We start from the raw sequence: 15,751 nt of genomic DNA, 5'->3' as shown, positions 1-15,751 counted from the left end.
ACGCGCCTTATCCTCGGTCCGACACGGTGTAGCACACCAGCAAAGGCCAATCGACCGGCCGCAAAATGCGCACGGAGCGCGTGGGGCCCACGCCACAATTCGCTTGACACTAGCACCAAAGGTGCTAATATGGAGCCCAGAGGTAGCGCATATCGCGCCGCCCACCATCCCGAAAGGACGACCAAATGGAAAAGACCTTGGACACGATCAAGACCGAAGCCGAGATCGGGAAGCTGATGGCTGAGACCATGAAGCTGAACGCGGAAGCGGCGAAGATGATCCGTGAAACGCGCTGGTACCCGGTGATCTGGGCAACGGCGTTCGCCGGCGCCGTCATCGGCCTCGCGAAGTTTCTCCACTAAATCCAAGGGCCGCCGAAAGGCGGCTTTCGCATTCCCATGGACTACACCCCTCCCAAGGCTCAGGACCTTCAGCGCCTGAAGGAAGAACTCGGCCGTACCGGCGAGCAGATGGCCGAGCTGTTTGGCGTGGCCGGCGGCCAGCAATGGCGGAAGTACACTGGCGGCGCAGCGCCGCGCGAGTTGAGCCCGCACATCCTGTTCTTCGGCGCCGCGCGACTCGCGTTGAACGACGAAGAGTTCGCGCGCGTGCTCCGCAAGATGCGAGCGATCGGCGCTGAGATCGATGTCGCGCCGCTGGATGCGCCGCGGGGCGCTGAAGTCCAATCGGTAAACTGGGTGCCCGTCTCCCAAGCTCTTCCGACGCTCGAAGACGATGACACGAATGGCGTCCCAGTATGGGTGTTACAGCGCAACGGCGGTGAGATTGGTGCCTACTTCGTGCCGACGGTGAACCATGAGGCTTTCCCCGGCCCGCAATTCGTGCGGCACATCGGCCCCGTTTCCCAAGTGCTCGACGTCACCCATTGGAGCCCACGCGACGAGTGACGCGGTGCGAGCCCCCGTTCAGCGCTCTTGCGCTGACGCGGCTGCTGCCGGCTCCGCCTCCATATCGTCCGCCGGATAGAGCTGCAGCATCGCGCGGGCAGCCTCGACGTTCGGCGTCGTCAGCCATTCCTCCCAGTCATCCGGCCGCAGGATCACGACCGAGCGCTTTTCCTCGCCCGGCCGGTGCATGTGCCGCATGATCGGATGCTCGTCGGCGTTCACGGTGATCATCGCCATCGTGTGCTGCTCGGTGCCGTCCTCGTACACCAGCGTGCGCCAGATGCCGGCGACGCATAGCGGCCGCCAGCCGGCGAGCCCGATCCGGTACCGCACGTGCTTGCCCGTCTCCCAGTTCGGCTCGTAGATCCACTTCGCCGGGATCAGGCAGCGGCGCCCGGCCCGCCACGCCGGCGCGTACAGCGGCGACTTCCCGATGTTGTCGTCGCGCACGTTCATTGTGCTGCGCATGATCGGCGGCTTGCGCCCCGCCGCCTTCGCCTTTTCGACGTTCGCCTTCTGCAGCGCGCGCGGCCAGAAGCCGAAGTTCGCGATCAGCGGCCGGAACTCACCCTCGACGCTCGCGACGATCGGGGCGGCGTAGTCCTGGTAGATCTCGGGCTTCCACAGCGTCCAGCGGTACAGGTCGATGAAGCTGTTGATCTTCAGCTCACTCAGGCCCGCTTCCTCGCCGGGCGCGACGTAGTTCGTGCACATGGCCGTCCCCCATTTTTCGAGTTGACGACCTCATCTTACCGCGCGCTACACTGTATACCCATACAGTGTTATGCCGCATCATGAAACCGAACTGGGCCTATATCTGGGAGTACACGAACGTCAGCCAAGGAAGACGCATGCGCACGTTCACCCAGTTGACAAAGCAGGAATTCATTGCGGAACTGTCCGACTGCTTTCCTGACGTCGACGCCGTTCCGATCGAGGAAACGAAGGTAGATCGCAACCTCGTGCCGTACCGTGTGCCCGGCCTAAAGCGCGTATTACCGATGCCCGAGTTTGATGCTCCGACAATTCGTGAGCTGCGGCAACTTTGGCGCTCCAACGAAGATCCCTTGGTCCGGCGCGTTATCCTGGAGGTGGTGCACGGACGCCGCACGATGAAAGAGATCGAAGGATACGCCGCGAGCATCCGGGCCGAATACGGCAATTCGCTGATTGCAATGCGCAAGCTGCGGATTCTGGTGCAGGACGAACTCCGGCGCGCGGGCGAGACTGGCTGAGACAGACATCATGGCGAAGCACTGAGCACACAATGTGCTGTGGCATTCTGATCGCACCAGCCACGGAGGTCACCATGGGCCATACGATTGAGGAAGAATTTCGGTATTCGGATGACGACTGGTTCGGGTTCGCGTCTGGTCAGGAGCGCCGGGACGGCAACTCGCTGCGCGATTACCTGCAGCGGCACGCCAAAGTTATCCCAATCGAGCACGTGATCGTCAGCTTGACGATCCAGCTGCGCGCATCGCATCCGGGCAGCGTACCTGCGCCGAGCCTCCGGATCGCGCACTTCGATCCAGGACACTCGACCGATCCAGCTCGCCTCTACCGGACATCGTACGAAACGGGCGAGCACGTCGATCTGAAGTACACGACCGTCCCGTTCGATGCCGAACTCTTCCAGACCTTCAGCGACTTCAAGATCGAGCTCACCGCGCGCGGCTACTACATTGAGCCCATCGACATTCCCGCGGTTTATCGCGGGCCGGACGATCTGGACGACGGCCGGTGAACTGACCCGGCGTCAGTGTGCGGGCGCCGTCAGCGCGTCGTAGTCGCGCTCGCACTGCTGGCCGGCGATGCGGGCACGGTCAGCATATTCCGCCAGCTCTCCCGCCGCTTCGTCAGCCCGGCCGAGCACGTCGGCAAGCAGATCGAGGGCGTCGCCGGTTGCCGAGCTTCCGGCGGAAGCGGCGGGATGGCGGGCGGCTGCGACGAGCTGATCGACGCGCTGCTGCAGGCTGCCAGCGGCAGCACGAGCAGCAAAAGCATCCGCGAGCGCGGCCGTTCGTTGTTTGTTCGCATCTTTCGCAATCTCCGATTGGGCCGCGGTGCGGCGTTGTTCCTCGGCGCGCGCGGCGTCTACGGCCTTCGCTTGAGCCTTCGCGGCGTCGGCCTTCATGTCGGCGATCTCGCGCGCGCTGATCAGGTGCACGACGCAGGCGCCGGCCGCCGCGCCCAGCAGCGCGACCAGCAGATACGGCAATACCGCTTTCAGCATCACAGCCCCCGTTCGCACAGTGCGCGTTCGAACTCGCGACGCTCGACCAACCCCGGCAGCACTCGGCCACCGCCATATACCCACTGCGGCTTGCCGGCATCGGATTCATTCATCGCGCGGCACGCACCCTTCCAGTCGCCGGCGTTGAACCGCTTCGCCGTCGTGCTGCCGCAGTACGCGCCGGTGCCGACGTTGTAGGCGAAGCTCACCGCGGCCGCGAGCTGGTACGTGTGCCCCTTCAACACCGGCGTGCACTTCAGCACGGGCTCGGCGTGCGCGATCAGCTGCTGCTCGAGCCGCGCGCGGCACTCGTCGGGCGTGAAGCGCTGGCCGGCGCGCACGTCCTTCGTGTCGCCGTAGCACGCCGTGATGATCCCGATCGGGTCCGGCCGCGCGACGAGCTCGAGCCCCTCGAACTTCGGGACGATGGAAAAAAGAAGGGCTGCCGTAGCAGCCCCCACAACACCAGCGAGTGTCTTCTTCGGTACGTTAGCCATCGAGCAGTGCCCTCTTCCCCTTGTTCTTGACCAGGTAGTACGCCTGCAGTCCGATGTACGCGATCGTCGCGACGGCTACCCACCAGTTGATGTCGTGGCTCGTCAACCACAACCAGAAATTGCTGCCCACTGCCGGCGCCACCTTCGCGGCGCTCGTCGCGAGTTCGCTCTTCATCTGATCCCCGAAATGAAAAAAACGCCCTGAGGCGGTGATGGAACGGCCTGCGCAATGCTAAGCTCCGCGTCATCAAAACGAACGACGTCAAAGAAGCATGATTGAAGCCATATGGAATTCACTTCCAGCCAAGGTGACTCGCTGTCTAAACTGGATTCACGAGCTGCCCTTACGTATATTTATTCCGAGCGCACTGCTTTTTATCATCCTCAAGAACGGTATATGGGTAATACCAAATATTGAAGTACTGCGTTCAATGGCATCCGATATTACGAGAAACATGCTCGTTAACGACGTCCGAGGTCAGTACCTTTATTCCAGCTTCTTCGGACTGGCGTTAGCTTGGATCACTGGCGCATACCGGACCACAACCGCATTCGCGGCCATGCACTTTTCGGCATTCATCGCCGGCACCATCGGCCTCTCAATTTTCATCGACCGCCGTCACGGGCAATCCGTCGTAAAGCTGTTCCTGATTGCACTCGCTTGCGCGCCTATATCAAATGTCATTTTAAACTGGCTCGGAATTTCAGACGTCTTTACTTACTTATTCGGCACGATAATTGCCATATCCGAAAGCGTTCCGATCCTGTTCTTGGCAACCATGTTTCTCGGAGTCTCGCACATGGAGCAGGGAATAGTAATCGCCGTCATAGTAATCACAAAAATTGCATTGATTGACGATGCACACTCAAAATCACGCCTTTTAAGGATACTCGCCGTCGCGACCGGAATTGTGAGCGCCAAGATTTTTTTCGTGGCCTATTTCAGCGCCATGAATTTCAACCTCACATTTAGTCGCGCGGCCTTCGCAACTCCAGCGTTCGCCTATTTATTCCTTTCAGGGTTTCTGCGCAACATCTCCGTTACCGTTTATGCCTTCTACAGTGCCGCATGGGTGTTGGTGGGTTTTTTCATAAACTTTGCACTAAGATCGCACAACAAGAGATTCCTCGCCTTCACCATTTTTGCAAATATCACAGCTGCCGCCACATCGGCTATGGTCTACGATTCGACGCGTGATTTCACGCTTATTGTGTGGCCGGCATTTGTGGCCGCATTGATCTACGTAGACAGGAAGGCAGACAGAGAGGAACTCAGAAAAGCAACACTACTTGCTTTCGCTGCATGCCTAATACTGCCCAAAATAATCGTATGGGCTGGCAAAATGCAATCATCAGCCCTTTTTTACGATTTCCTGTTTGTCGCAGAGAAGATCACCCGCAAGAGCCTAATTGCACCGCTGGATTACATTCACATCGCATGGCCCTTCGCATATTAATCTGGGACCGACCGCCAAAAACGTCGTCCGCCTAGAAGGAGTTTCAAGAAGGATCGGGTAGACTACTTCTCATGAAGTCAGGGAATGATTCATAAAAAACTCTATACCGAGCATCACTTGAATCGATTTCCGCCTGATTCGGATACTCAATTGCATCTTGTGGGCCGGCAAATATGGACGATATGTCGGTCTGCTCTTCCGTTGTGAACTGAACGAATATTGAGCTCATCAGAATGTGTACCCAGCGACATTGATCTGAAAACTGACTGTGCCTGACGTTGTCGAAACAATATACCAGGCAGTCTGAGGCGTGACCATCGGGATTTTGTAATATACCTGCCCGACTGAACTATACGTTGGATTGATCCCGCCGATATTGCTCGAATTTGCCCCAATGGCGAGCTGGATAGTTGCGGACGTACCGCCGGTGGTGGCGCCAGAAATATCACCGAATACTTCCCTCGCATTTACTGGAACCAGCGCGGCGAGATTCACGGGAGTAAGTGTCGGAGCTGATACTGCTGTATTGAGTGCTGCCAATCGAACCATGTAAAAAGTCCGATCATTAAGCGCCCCTATGGCGAATTGTCCGCTCGCATTTGTCGGCCACACCGCTACCAGTGCACTCGCCGTATAGCCGGCGGGCATATTAGCCCCGCCGTACACGTTCCCTTGCTTCGTAGCCGCATTTGTAGCGAGCAGCGCGGCCGTCTGCGTCGCCGGATTGTAGATCGCATACAGCGCGACGAAGCCCGAAGCCGGCGCGCTACCGGTGTCCATGCCACCCAGGCCGGTCGACGCGAGATTGATCGTCTTCGAGAACTGCTTCAGGACGTACTTCTGTCCGCCCAGCGCGGCGCCTACGATGATCTCATCCGCGGTGAGCGTCGCGGTGCTCGATGCGGACATCACCGACATGGTCAAGTTGCGCGCCTGCCCTACGACTGCCGCAGACTGCACCTGTACGGCGGTTTTCAGGTTGGCGAGCAACGTCGCCGTCGTACCATCATCGATCGCATCCTGTCCGGTCAGATCGACGATGAACTGTGCGAGCACGGCGGACATGATCGAGCTCTGGCGCCACACCTTGTTGAGCTGCTGCGACTGCGCGGTACCGCTTTGGAAACCGGTGAGCAGCGCAGCGAGAGCCTCGTAGTCGGCCTGCGACATCACGTTCGCGCCGCCAGCGGCCGCGAACGGCTTGAAATTGTTGATTCCCATCAGTGCTCCGGCAATAAAAAAGCCGCCCGAAGGCGGCTCATTGCGATAAATGCGTTGTGCGGTCTAAACCGGTGTGCCCCAGGCTCCGGTATCGAAGCCAGCGATGTACTGATTGCTCATGTCGAATCCGAATAGGGGCGCGGTGTCGACGCTGGTCACGATCGTGTAGTTGACCCGCACGCCCTCCGGCTTCAGCGGGATATAGCCTCCCGCGAGCAGCGCGAGGAACACGGCCGACGGCACCTTGCCCGCGATCCCGATCGTCATCGACATGTCCTGGTGGTCCTCGATGAACACGTGCGTGTCCGCGTCGAAGATGCTGTTCAGGATCGCCGCGCTCGATTCGAGCGTCCCGTCCCAGTGGTTCGCGCCGATCTTCGCGCGGATGACGAGCCGGTACGTGTCGTCGTCCAACACGGTCAGGCCCGTGTCGGGATCGAACGGCCCCTTCCACGTGCCCTGATCGAAGCCGAGGCCGTCGAGGTCGAACGAGAAGTAGATTCCGGTCAGCGGCGTGCGGATCTTCCGCGACACGCCGACCCAGAGGCCAACATCATCGAGCTGCACGCCAACCGCGTTGTCGAGGTCGAACTTGCCCGGCATGCTCTGCAGCATGTTCATCTGATCGACGAGCGGCTGCACGAGCGCGCCGACGCCCGCCATGAAGCGCGGCTTGTCCCGATGCTCCGACGTGATCAGTGCGGTGTAGTCGGAAAGAGACGCGGCCATCAGTTCACCACCAGAGTCACGTTCGCGGGCGTGCACGATGCCGCCTCGTTGAACAGCAGCGCGACGTCGGGCGTGCCTGCGCCGCGCGGGCCGGTCAGCGTGAGGCCGGACAGCTTGAACGTGACGCCGCCGCCGACGCTGTTCGCCGCGGTCAGCGCGTCGCCCCATTCGACGCTGCCGGACAGGCCGCCGCCGATCTGCACGCCGTTGATGTAGTCCGACACCGCCTGCTGAATCTGCTGGCCCGTCTGGCCGGTGTAGCCGGTGAGCGCCTTGATCGTCACCGTGGCAGTGGTCGGCGCGGCCACCGGCCGGAAGAACCTGATCGTGATCGGACGGCCGTAGATGTCCGCGACGATGATGGCAGTCGTGCCATACGTCCCGGAACCCGGCGTCTTCTTCGCCGCGATCGCGTTCGCGATAGCCGTCGCGTCGCCTCCCTCGACCACGAGCGAAATCGAATGCGACGGGATGCCGTTCGCGTCCGTCGCATCCGTATCGTTTTCGTAGGCGACATATCGCGTGACGCCCGGAACGTTCGCCACCGCGCCGATGATGCCGTCGAGCACCGTGAGCGACGGCAACGCGGTCGACACCGTCTGCCGCTGCCGCAGCACCGCATCCTTCTCAACGGGCGCACCCTCGGCGGCATCCGCCGGGTTCGTCACCGACTGCCAGCCAAGCGCTGGCGTCGCGATCTGGTTGATCGTGCCCGCGCGCGCAGAGATGTCGCCGATCGTCGCGCACGTTGCCGTGACGGTGATCGTGCCGCTCGGCGGAATCGTCACCGCGGCCGGCAGCATCCATTGCAAGCCGTTGGCGTCCTTCGCTACGCCGTTGCTGATTGTCGCGCCCGCCTGGCCGATCAGTACCAGGTCCGCGCTTGAGTACGATGCGACCTTGCGCGCGATGCCGTTGATCTTGACGTTGCTCGACAGCGCGTCACCCTGCGCCGTCGCGGGGCTGAACGACCGGTAGATCGCGATCGCCACCGAATTGACGTCGCTGATCGCCTTCGCGAACACGCCGAGCATCTGACCGTCCTGGCTGTCCGGCTCCAGGTACGTGTCGGCGCCGTAGATCGAGCGGAACTGATCCTGCAGAAACGCGAACACGTCCGCGTACGTCGGCGCGGTGATGCCGTTCGCGTCGATGGTGGGTGCGAGGGTCGTGAGAGTCACAATATTGCCTGTACCGTGGTGGTGCCGTAGATCGTGTTGATCGTCGCGGTGACGGTCAGCACGCGCGTCTCGGGATCGGCGGTGCTCGAATAGCTGACGAGCTCAGTCACGCCCTGCGTGCCGAGGATGCACGTCCGGATCGCAGCGTCGTACTTGCCGCTCGTGTACTTCCCGAGCACGTCGGTCGCCCACGGCATGCCGGCGGTCGTGTCGAGGAACCATTCGCCGCGCAGCAAGCGCAGGCGCGTCAGCACGGCCTGCGCGACCGTCTCCGGCGTGTTCACGAGAAAGTCGGCCGCGCCACCGCCAAAGACGTAGTCGCCGTTGGCGTCCAATCGTCGATAACGCATCGAATTACCCTTCCCGCGCGAACGCGCCGAAGTGCTTCCGCGCGGCTGCGCAGTACGCCTCATGAGCCAGTTGTGCAGTCGAGAAAAGCCCCAGATAGCGCTGCTTCCCGTCGACCTTGATGTATGCCGTCCACTTCTCGCGGCGTCGATCCCAGAACACACCCTTGAATCCGGACTTGTTGTGTGACCGGACCTTCGAGTTACGACCGTTCTCCTGCACCGTGCATAGCCTCAGATTGGAGCGCCGGTTGTCCAGTCGATTGCCGTTCACGTGATCGACGAAGGCGCCATCGCCATCTGATAGGCCGAGCAGAAACCGATGCAGGTATCGATTGGTACGCTTGCTCGGCTTGGACGGGTCGTAAACACTGCGGGCCGCGTACCCTCGCCCGATCGTGCGCCATGTCCAGCGGCTAACCAACTCATAGTCCGCGTCGTCGATCAGAATTTCTTCGCCCTTCGCTGTTCGGATAGTTGCCATCGAAATTCTCAGTTGACCGGGCCGGTGTTGCCGCCCTGCGGATCTGGATGCGTGTGCGTGTCGTCGACGCGCTTGCCGTTCGCCGTGATCTGGCCGATCACATTGAGGATGCCGTTGAACACGGCCGCGGCACCGCTTGCCGCGCTGCCGACCATGCCGCCGACGAAGGTCAGCAGGCCCGTGATGGTGACGGCCGCGGAGAACGTCGACAGCGGCGCGACGACGTCGAAGCCGCCCGGCGCGACGATCTTGACCTTCTGCAGCGTCGGGTTCAGGTCGATGTACGTCGCGCCGTCGTCGCTTCGCAGCTGCGTCGACGTGCCGCTGACGCCGGAGAGCGCACGCGGCCGCGATCGAAAGCCGAGCAGCGCGAACCCGTCTGACAGGTCGTGCATGCGCAGCTCGGCTTGTTCCTGCACGCCGCCCGACTGCCACCAGGCGTCGATGCAGCGCGACGCGAACACGACGAGGCACTCGTCGCCCTGCTTGACCGGAAACGTCAGCGTACAATTTCCGCCGGCCGGGAACTGGACCGGGCAGTCGACCAGCAGCGGCAGCGCGACGCTCTGGATCGTGCCGTCGATGCCGCGCACCTGCGCCTTGATGGCCGGCTGAACGCTGCAAGTCGGCGGCCGGTCCGCGGCGCTTTCGAACGACTGGATGATGCCGGGCAACGCTGTCCAGATGCCCGCGCGCACGCCGTCGAACGCTTCACGCAGCGCGACCTCCGGGTCGCCTACCCTTTCACGTCGATCCATGGGATGAAAATGAAAAAACTGCTGTTGACCGCCGCGCTGCTCGCGCCGCTCGCCGCCGTCGCTGACGACGCCTATGTCTATCCGTTCGCCGGCATGAAGGTCGGCGCGACCGTTGAGAACGAATTCCCGACCATCCTCTACACGGCGAAGAAATGCGACCTGCCGCTCGCGAACGCGAAGAACATGCGGCGCTACGAGTCGTACCGCGGCGTGTGGGATATCGGATGCTGGGGCGAAACGATCGATGGCGACGCCGTGATCGTCGTGCCGCAAATGCCGATGAAGTCCATGCCGCTCAACGTGCTCGCGCGCGCGGACGTGAAGCGCGCCGGCGAGACCACGACGATGACGATCAAGGCGCTGCCGACGTACGGCCGCTAACCGAACCGCTTGATCACGTCGGCGCGCGGCACCGCCGCCTTGTCCTTGAACGAGTCGGGCAGCACCGTGACGTCTGCCGCGAGACAGGTCACGCTCGTGTGCCACTCTTCGCCGCGGGTGTCGCCCCCCACCTCCGCGAGCATCACGTAGTAGAAGCCATCGTCCTGCAGCTTCGCCTGCATCTCGATCCGCTCATTCTCGGCCTGCTGGCCGACGTTCAGGCTGTACTCGTACTGCTGGATGCTCGCGTTGTCGAGCCAGATCAGCCGGCCGATCTTCACGCTCGGGTTCAGCAGCATCTTCACCTCGATGCCGTTCGGCGTCTGCTGCGGCAGGCCCACCATGCCGGTCTCCGACGTGATCTTCGGAATGTCGCCGGGCATGTATGCCGTCTCGGGCACCAGAACCACCTTCCCGTCCTGAATGCTCCAGACCGTTTGCGTGGTTTTCGCGATCCCTCGCAGGAAGTCGCGCGCCATCCCGAACATGACCTTGCCGCGCGGCAGCGGATTCGACGTGACCTTCGGCATGTACCCGAGCGACACGCCGTACGGGTTCATGGCGGCCGTCGCGACGGACACGTGGTCCGTTGCCACCGAGCCGGCCGCGAGCGTCGTGTTCACCACGGCGAAGTTGTACGCCGAGTCGCCGTCGGCCGCCGTGATGTCGAGGAACGTGTCGGTCTGGCTCTCGCGCCCGCGTCGCACCTGCTTGATCTGGCCGTCGAAGATGATCCCGTAGTTGCCCTCGTAGCCGGCCTGCAGCACGACTCGGGTGAATTCCTTCTGCGCGCGCCGCGCGGTCGTGTCGGAGACGTTGTACACCCGGATGCGCGCCGAGTTCGGCGTCTGCAGGTCGCCGCGCTTCACGCGGAACACGATCCGCAGCTCGGACAAGTCGAGCGCCTCGCCGCTGTCGAAGCCGATGATCAGCGATACCTTCCGGCCGAACTGCTCAACGCTCATTGGTCCGTCACCCAGAAAACGTGCGATCCGATGCCGAGATCCTCGAACGTCGGAACGTCGTCCGGATCGTCGGCGCCCTGCACCCACAGGCGCCCCTGGAACCCCAAGTGCTTGTACTGCCCGAGCAGGTCGACGCCGGTTACGAGCGGGATCCCGGACACCAGCGGGCTGTCCGCGGCATCCGCGATGTCGAGCACCCACCCCGCGCCGCCGGCTTTGCGGTACTGGACGGTCAGTCGATAGTCGGTCCCGCTCAGCGTCACGGTGAAGCGCTCGGGGCGCGGCGAAAACGGAATCTCGAAGAAGCTCGGCATCACATACTCCCCGGCGGCACCGCGCCGCCCGGCGCCGGCGTCGCGGGCATGGCGGCCTTCGTGCCGCCGTTGCCGGTTTCGGCCGTGGACGCCGGGTCGGCCTGGTTCTCGCGCGGCGGCAGCTTCATGACCTGCGTCGACACGATCTTGATCTGCTTGAGCGTCGCGGTAAGGATCAGCGCGCTCGACGTCTTTGCGTCAACCGTGAGCCGCAGCCCCTGCAGAAGCATGTTCCGGTAGGTGCGGCGGCTCGTCGTGACGTCGAGCGGCGTGCGAGCTTCCTGCAGCGCGAGCAGCTGCGAGTAGATCGCGTTGACGTACTGCGCAGACGGCAGGCCGCCGCCGTCGAAAGTCGCCTCCGCGGCACCGAGCAGCGCTTCGTAGTCGGCGTTGCTCCACCCGCATCGCATCGCGACATCCGGCTGGCGCTTGAACGCGTGATCGGAGATCTCCGCGCCTTGCTCGACCGGATGCTCCGTGATCGTCAGCTCGTCGTTGTAGACCTCTTCGATCGCGACCTGCACCGTGATGCTGCCGATCTTCTTCGGCGAGATCGTGATCATGTCGAGGATCATGCGATCGCCCCCTGTAGGTTGCGCACCATGTCGGCGTTCACCGCGCGCTGCTCGCGCTCGACCGCGCGGCCGGCCGCCGCGGGATCGCCTGCGCCGTTCACGTGGATCTGCGTCGACTGGTGCAGCTCGACCTTCGTCGCGCCGCCGCGCGCGGCCGGCTGCCCGCTGAGTGCGGCCGTCGGTTGGTACATCGCGCGCGTGTTGCGCAGCGCGGCCTCCATTTCGGCCACCGTGATACTCGCGCGGTTGTTGCCCTTGCCGGCGTAGTAGCTGAGGCCGGTGTCCGGGTCCGCGACGCTCGCCCACTCGCGCGCCGCTGCGCGCAGCGCACCGCGCAGGTCGTCGCTGCGCCCTTCAACGTACTCGGCGATCGCGCGGCGCTTGTTGCGCACCAGGTACTGCTCGAAGATGCGATCCTGAAGCGTGCGGTCGAACATCTCGTCACCGTTCAGCTTCAGCGCGCGCGCGGCCTCCGCCAACGTGCTGCCGATGATCTGGTAGCGGCCGGCGGCGTTGAACTGCCCGGCGCGCTGCGCGGCCATGACCTGCGCGAGCGTCATGCCCTCGAGGTTTTCGGTGCCGGCGCGATAGCCGCCCCGCGCGCCACGGTTGACGCTGTTGTAGTCGCCCTCGCCGCGCGCGATCAGACGGCCGAACGCCGTGTCCGCGAGACGCGACATAGCACCGGCCAGACCACCCGACGCGGCGGGCGCAGCGGTCGCCGGCGCAGCAGCAGCGCTGCGCGGCGACGCCAGCTTCGCGCCACCGCCGCCGCCCTTGCGCACGCTGTCGAGCTCGGCCTGCGTGTAGCCGCCCGTCGCATCAAGACCGCGCCGATCCTTCAGCGTGAGGATGTCCCACACAGAGCGGAACCGCCCGCCCGACAGCTTCGTGATCAGGCCGTCGATCTGGTCGCGCACGCCGTCGCCGATTTTCCAACCCAGAAACGCGGCGCCGACGGCGGCCGCACTCGAGGCGAGCGCAGCCAGCTCAACGCCCATTGCGGAAAGCAAGCCCGTTGCCCCGCTGGCCGCCGCGCCGCCCGCGCGCAGCGCGCCCACGATCTTCCAAATACCGCCGGCGATCTTGAACACGCCCATCGCCTTCAGCGCGACACCGAGCAGGATGATCTTCGTCGACCAGCCGCCCGTCGCCTTGTCGAGCTCGAGCAGTGTGTCGACGAGCTTCCCGAGCGGTGGGCCGGCCGCCTCCGCGATCTTGAGCAGGGTGTTCGCGATGTCGCCGATCTTGGCCGCGATCTCGTCTGCATGCTCGTCGACCCACCGCTGGAAGCGATCCAGCTGTGGCCCGACCTTCTGCAGCATCGCGCCCTCGACGCGGATGCCGAGGTTCTCGAACGTCGTGCCGAGACCCCGCAACTGCGTCATGAAGCGGTGCGAGTCGTCGGCAGCCTTGTCGAGGCCGGTCGATTGCGACATCTCGCGGTACTGCTTCAGCAGACGCTCGAAGTCCCCATTGCGCATCGCGAGCATCAGGTTCTCGTCGATGCCCAGGATGTTGCCGTACTGGCTCGACAGCCACGTCGGCTTGCTCGCAAGCGCCTTGCCGAGGTCGGACATGATGTCGACCGTGTCGCGCAGCTCGCCGTTCGCGCTGCGCGTCTGCACGCCGAGCGTCGCAAGATAGCCTTCGCCCGCCGGGTTGTTGCGCAGGAAGCGCGCGAGGTTCTCGATCGTGCCGGTGGCCGCCTCGGCCGAGACGCCCATGTTCCGCGCGGCGAACTCGAAGCCACGCAGGTTGGCTGCCGACGCGCCCGTGCGCTGCGAGACGAAGTACAGCCGCTCGAGCTTCGACGCGAAGGCCGCGACGCCGGCACTGACCGCCAGCGACGCGCCGGAGATCGTCTTGATCAGGCGCTTTACGCCCTTGGTCGTGTCCTTGACGCCGTCCTTGAAGTTCTTCAGGCCCTTCTCGTCGACCTTGAACCCGAGCGCGACCAGGAACTCGCGGATGACGACGGAATCAGCCATTTTCTCTTTCCATCTTGCGGCGGAACGCCGCGTCGTTGTCTGCCCGAACGGCAATGGAGTCGTTCATCAGCGCGATGTCGGCAAGGCCGAGCGTCCCGTCGATCAGGGACTCGTACTTGCACATCTGCGCGTGCACGGGCGCGAGCAGCCAGTCCTCGCCGCCGGGCAGCGTACGGATCCAGCCTACGTCGCCGACGGGCTCGCTTGGCTGGTAAGCAGCCCGCTGATAAAAGGGCCGAGGTTCGCCACCACGACGCGCACGACGAGCGGCAGCATCACGTCGATGCCGATGTCGTCGAACATGGCGGTCTTGTGCACGGGCGACCACACTTTCGCCCAACCCGCGCCCTGCCAGCGCTCGACGACGGACAGGCACGTGCCGAAGACGTACTCCGCGTCCTCGTCCTTCAGGCCGGCCAGTGCGTCGGCGAACGGCTGCAGCACTGGCGCGACCGCATCGACGAGCGACAGCAGCTCGCGCGATCGGTCAGCCGCCGCCACCGGCGCCGCGGCGGCCGGAGCATCGTCTGCTGCCGCACCCTCGACACGTGCGGCCAGCGCCGCGAGCGCGGCGTTCGCCCGCGCCTGATCGCGGACGAGATCCGCCTGCTCGAGCTCGGTGTAGAACTTCATCAGCACCGGGATCATCGGCGGGATGATCGGCGCGATGCGCCGCGACACGTGGAACTGCTGCATCGCGCTCAGCTTGCCGATCGCGTACCGCACGCCGTTGAGTTGAATTTCAGTCGTCATTTGATTTCTCAGATTGAGCATCCTGCATGCAGCTTGCGCTTTGCGTCGAGATATGCCTGATGAGCAGTTTCGGCATCGTCGAAATACCCGATGCCCTTGCGCTTTCCATCGACTTGAATTTGTGCACACCATCGATGTCGGCGCGCGTGCCACGTGACGCCGAGCAATCCAGACGTCCGATTGTTTGATCGTGCGCGCCGTTGGTTTTGCATGTTGACGCCGCGCGGCACGTCGCGCAGATTGTTGACCGCATTATTCGTGCGAACACCATCAATATGATCGATGTCGCCGGATGGCCATTCCCCGTACACATAGAGCCATGCGAGACGGTGCGCATACATGCGAACGCCATCAATGGTGATGCGCAAATACCCATTCGGTTGCATTGTTCCTGCTATTGCCCCGGCAGGCGCTCGATTCGATGTAGATTGCAGCCAAACAAAAGCGCCGGTGACTGGATCGTATGAAAGCACCTGATGGAGTCGATCTTGAGTCAATGTATCCATTAATAGGTGCCCAAGATATTGTCGATTTTGATGCAATCAAACTGCCATTCCACAATGTCGCCGTCCTTCGCGTACTTCAGGTCCGGCGCCTTCTTGAAGGCGCAGCTGCGCGCGGTCGTCACGTCGCCGGCCGCCGTCTGCCGAACCTCGATGAGGTTCTTGCCCCACAGGCGGCTGTCGAGCGACTGCGCGTCGTACAGCGCCATCAGCTTCGCGTTGATCGGCGCGGTCTTCAGGTAGCGCAACGTGACCTGTCCGGACTTGTCGGCGTGCAGGCTGTGCATGCCCTCACCGTCCGAGCCGACGGTCATCGTGTTCTTGTCACCCGCGCGCGCGATCGTGATGCCTTCCTCCGCGGTCGCTTCGCCGTAGCCGAGCGAGAATGCGCCGCCAGGGCCCACGATCGTCGCTGCGACGTCCTGAAAGCTGTAAGTCGCCATGTTGAGAT

Annotated in this window: 24 protein-coding genes; 6 read left to right on the top strand and 18 right to left on the bottom strand. The window is 63.1% G+C overall.

The window, feature by feature from the left end; genetic code table 11:
• The first annotated feature begins 197 nt into the window (after positions 1–197).
• Complete coding sequence (locus BUB20358_RS05010) at positions 198–362, top strand: hypothetical protein (RefSeq protein WP_162487091.1); 165 nt, start codon at positions 198–200, stop codon at positions 360–362.
• A 36-nt stretch (positions 363–398) separates the two neighbouring features.
• Positions 399–908, top strand: coding sequence for a hypothetical protein (locus BUB20358_RS28650; protein WP_006764382.1), 510 nt, complete (start codon positions 399–401; stop codon positions 906–908).
• Between the two features lie 18 nt (positions 909–926).
• On the opposite strand, the gene BUB20358_RS05000 is transcribed toward BUB20358_RS28650, so the two are convergent.
• Positions 927–1,622: an SOS response-associated peptidase family protein gene (locus BUB20358_RS05000; protein ID WP_006764383.1), complete on the bottom strand. Its 696-nt coding sequence runs from the start codon at positions 1,620–1,622 to the stop codon at positions 927–929.
• A gap of 137 nt (positions 1,623–1,759) precedes the next feature.
• Here BUB20358_RS05000 and BUB20358_RS04995 point away from each other — a divergent pair, with 137 nt between their 5' ends.
• Positions 1,760–2,143 carry a hypothetical protein gene (locus BUB20358_RS04995; protein ID WP_052688675.1) on the top strand — a complete coding sequence of 128 codons (384 nt, stop codon included), beginning with the start codon at positions 1,760–1,762 and terminating at the stop codon, positions 2,141–2,143.
• Between the two features lie 32 nt (positions 2,144–2,175).
• A complete protein-coding gene (locus BUB20358_RS04990) occupies positions 2,176–2,655 on the top strand; it encodes a hypothetical protein (RefSeq protein WP_174905058.1) in 480 nt (159 codons plus the stop codon).
• Positions 2,656–2,667: 12 nt separating this feature from the next.
• Here the strand turns inward: BUB20358_RS04990 and BUB20358_RS04985 are convergent, their stop codons facing one another.
• From BUB20358_RS04985 to BUB20358_RS04975, 3 genes are read right to left on the bottom strand one after another with little or no spacing between them, the layout of a single operon-like run.
• The gene (locus tag BUB20358_RS04985) at positions 2,668–3,144 is read right to left on the bottom strand and encodes a DUF2514 family protein (protein WP_045552434.1); all 477 of its coding nucleotides are present in this window, start codon (positions 3,142–3,144) and stop codon (positions 2,668–2,670) included.
• Positions 3,144–3,641, bottom strand: a complete 498-nt coding sequence (locus tag BUB20358_RS04980) for a lysozyme (protein WP_006764384.1) — start codon at positions 3,639–3,641, stop codon at positions 3,144–3,146. Before BUB20358_RS04980 ends, BUB20358_RS04985 begins: the two co-directional genes overlap by 1 nt.
• A complete protein-coding gene (locus BUB20358_RS04975) occupies positions 3,634–3,816 on the bottom strand; it encodes a hypothetical protein (RefSeq protein ID WP_045552435.1) in 183 nt (60 codons plus the stop codon). Before BUB20358_RS04975 ends, BUB20358_RS04980 begins: the two co-directional genes overlap by 8 nt.
• A gap of 97 nt (positions 3,817–3,913) precedes the next feature.
• Between BUB20358_RS04975 and BUB20358_RS04970 the strand changes: the two genes are divergently transcribed.
• The gene (locus tag BUB20358_RS04970) at positions 3,914–5,098 is read left to right on the top strand and encodes a hypothetical protein (RefSeq protein ID WP_123806836.1); all 1,185 of its coding nucleotides are present in this window, start codon (positions 3,914–3,916) and stop codon (positions 5,096–5,098) included.
• 228 nt (positions 5,099–5,326) lie between these two features.
• Here the strand turns inward: BUB20358_RS04970 and BUB20358_RS04965 are convergent, their stop codons facing one another.
• The 6 genes from BUB20358_RS04965 to BUB20358_RS04940 all read right to left on the bottom strand — a co-directional run bounded on the left by BUB20358_RS04965 (position 5,327) and on the right by BUB20358_RS04940 (position 9,818).
• Positions 5,327–6,319 carry a hypothetical protein gene (locus tag BUB20358_RS04965; protein WP_045552437.1) on the bottom strand — a complete coding sequence of 331 codons (993 nt, stop codon included), beginning with the start codon at positions 6,317–6,319 and terminating at the stop codon, positions 5,327–5,329.
• Between the two features lie 63 nt (positions 6,320–6,382).
• Positions 6,383–7,048 carry a DUF2612 domain-containing protein gene (locus BUB20358_RS04960; protein ID WP_045552438.1) on the bottom strand — a complete coding sequence of 222 codons (666 nt, stop codon included), beginning with the start codon at positions 7,046–7,048 and terminating at the stop codon, positions 6,383–6,385.
• Complete coding sequence (locus BUB20358_RS04955) at positions 7,048–8,229, bottom strand: baseplate J/gp47 family protein (protein ID WP_006764386.1); 1,182 nt, start codon at positions 8,227–8,229, stop codon at positions 7,048–7,050. The genes BUB20358_RS04960 and BUB20358_RS04955 overlap by 1 nt, the downstream gene beginning before the upstream one ends.
• Positions 8,226–8,579, bottom strand: coding sequence for a contractile injection system sheath initiator (locus BUB20358_RS04950; protein WP_045552439.1), 354 nt, complete (start codon positions 8,577–8,579; stop codon positions 8,226–8,228). Before BUB20358_RS04950 ends, BUB20358_RS04955 begins: the two co-directional genes overlap by 4 nt.
• 4 nt (positions 8,580–8,583) lie before the next feature.
• A complete protein-coding gene (locus BUB20358_RS04945) occupies positions 8,584–9,060 on the bottom strand; it encodes an HNH endonuclease (RefSeq protein ID WP_052688677.1) in 477 nt (158 codons plus the stop codon).
• Between the two features lie 8 nt (positions 9,061–9,068).
• The gene (locus tag BUB20358_RS04940; protein ID WP_006764388.1) at positions 9,069–9,818 is read right to left on the bottom strand and encodes a Gp138 family membrane-puncturing spike protein; all 750 of its coding nucleotides are present in this window, start codon (positions 9,816–9,818) and stop codon (positions 9,069–9,071) included.
• 3 nt (positions 9,819–9,821) lie between these two features.
• Between BUB20358_RS04940 and BUB20358_RS04935 the strand changes: the two genes are divergently transcribed.
• Positions 9,822–10,199: a hypothetical protein gene (locus BUB20358_RS04935; RefSeq protein ID WP_006764389.1), complete on the top strand. Its 378-nt coding sequence runs from the start codon at positions 9,822–9,824 to the stop codon at positions 10,197–10,199.
• Here the strand turns inward: BUB20358_RS04935 and BUB20358_RS04930 are convergent.
• Genes BUB20358_RS04930 through BUB20358_RS04900 form a run of 8 tightly spaced genes read right to left on the bottom strand, consistent with a single transcriptional unit; the run spans position 10,196 to position 15,743 of the window.
• On the bottom strand, positions 10,196–11,164 hold the full coding sequence (locus BUB20358_RS04930) for a phage protein (protein ID WP_045552440.1): 969 nt from the start codon (positions 11,162–11,164) through the stop codon (positions 10,196–10,198). The two genes, BUB20358_RS04935 and BUB20358_RS04930, sit on opposite strands and share 4 nt — an antisense overlap.
• The gene (locus BUB20358_RS04925) at positions 11,161–11,478 is read right to left on the bottom strand and encodes a phage baseplate plug family protein (RefSeq protein WP_045552441.1); all 318 of its coding nucleotides are present in this window, start codon (positions 11,476–11,478) and stop codon (positions 11,161–11,163) included. The genes BUB20358_RS04930 and BUB20358_RS04925 overlap by 4 nt, the downstream gene beginning before the upstream one ends.
• Positions 11,478–12,053 carry a phage baseplate protein gene (locus BUB20358_RS04920; RefSeq protein WP_045552442.1) on the bottom strand — a complete coding sequence of 192 codons (576 nt, stop codon included), beginning with the start codon at positions 12,051–12,053 and terminating at the stop codon, positions 11,478–11,480. The genes BUB20358_RS04925 and BUB20358_RS04920 overlap by 1 nt, the downstream gene beginning before the upstream one ends.
• Positions 12,050–14,044: a lysozyme family protein gene (locus BUB20358_RS04915; protein ID WP_006764391.1), complete on the bottom strand. Its 1,995-nt coding sequence runs from the start codon at positions 14,042–14,044 to the stop codon at positions 12,050–12,052. The genes BUB20358_RS04920 and BUB20358_RS04915 overlap by 4 nt, the downstream gene beginning before the upstream one ends.
• On the bottom strand, positions 14,037–14,168 hold the full coding sequence (locus BUB20358_RS28545) for a DUF6889 family protein (protein WP_258230494.1): 132 nt from the start codon (positions 14,166–14,168) through the stop codon (positions 14,037–14,039). The genes BUB20358_RS04915 and BUB20358_RS28545 overlap by 8 nt, the downstream gene beginning before the upstream one ends.
• 59 nt (positions 14,169–14,227) lie before the next feature.
• Entirely contained in the window at positions 14,228–14,797 is a 570-nt protein-coding gene (locus BUB20358_RS04910) for a phage tail assembly chaperone (RefSeq protein WP_045552443.1), read from the bottom strand.
• An 8-nt stretch (positions 14,798–14,805) separates the two neighbouring features.
• Entirely contained in the window at positions 14,806–15,303 is a 498-nt protein-coding gene (locus tag BUB20358_RS04905) for an HNH endonuclease (protein WP_045552444.1), read from the bottom strand.
• Entirely contained in the window at positions 15,303–15,743 is a 441-nt protein-coding gene (locus BUB20358_RS04900) for a phage structural protein (protein WP_006764395.1), read from the bottom strand. The genes BUB20358_RS04905 and BUB20358_RS04900 overlap by 1 nt, the downstream gene beginning before the upstream one ends.
• Positions 15,744–15,751: the final 8 nt, after the last annotated feature.

This window comes from Burkholderia dolosa (genome assembly GCF_902499135.1).
GTDB lineage: Bacteria > Pseudomonadota > Gammaproteobacteria > Burkholderiales > Burkholderiaceae > Burkholderia > Burkholderia dolosa.
This window is presented reverse-complemented; position numbering and strand designations above follow the sequence as displayed.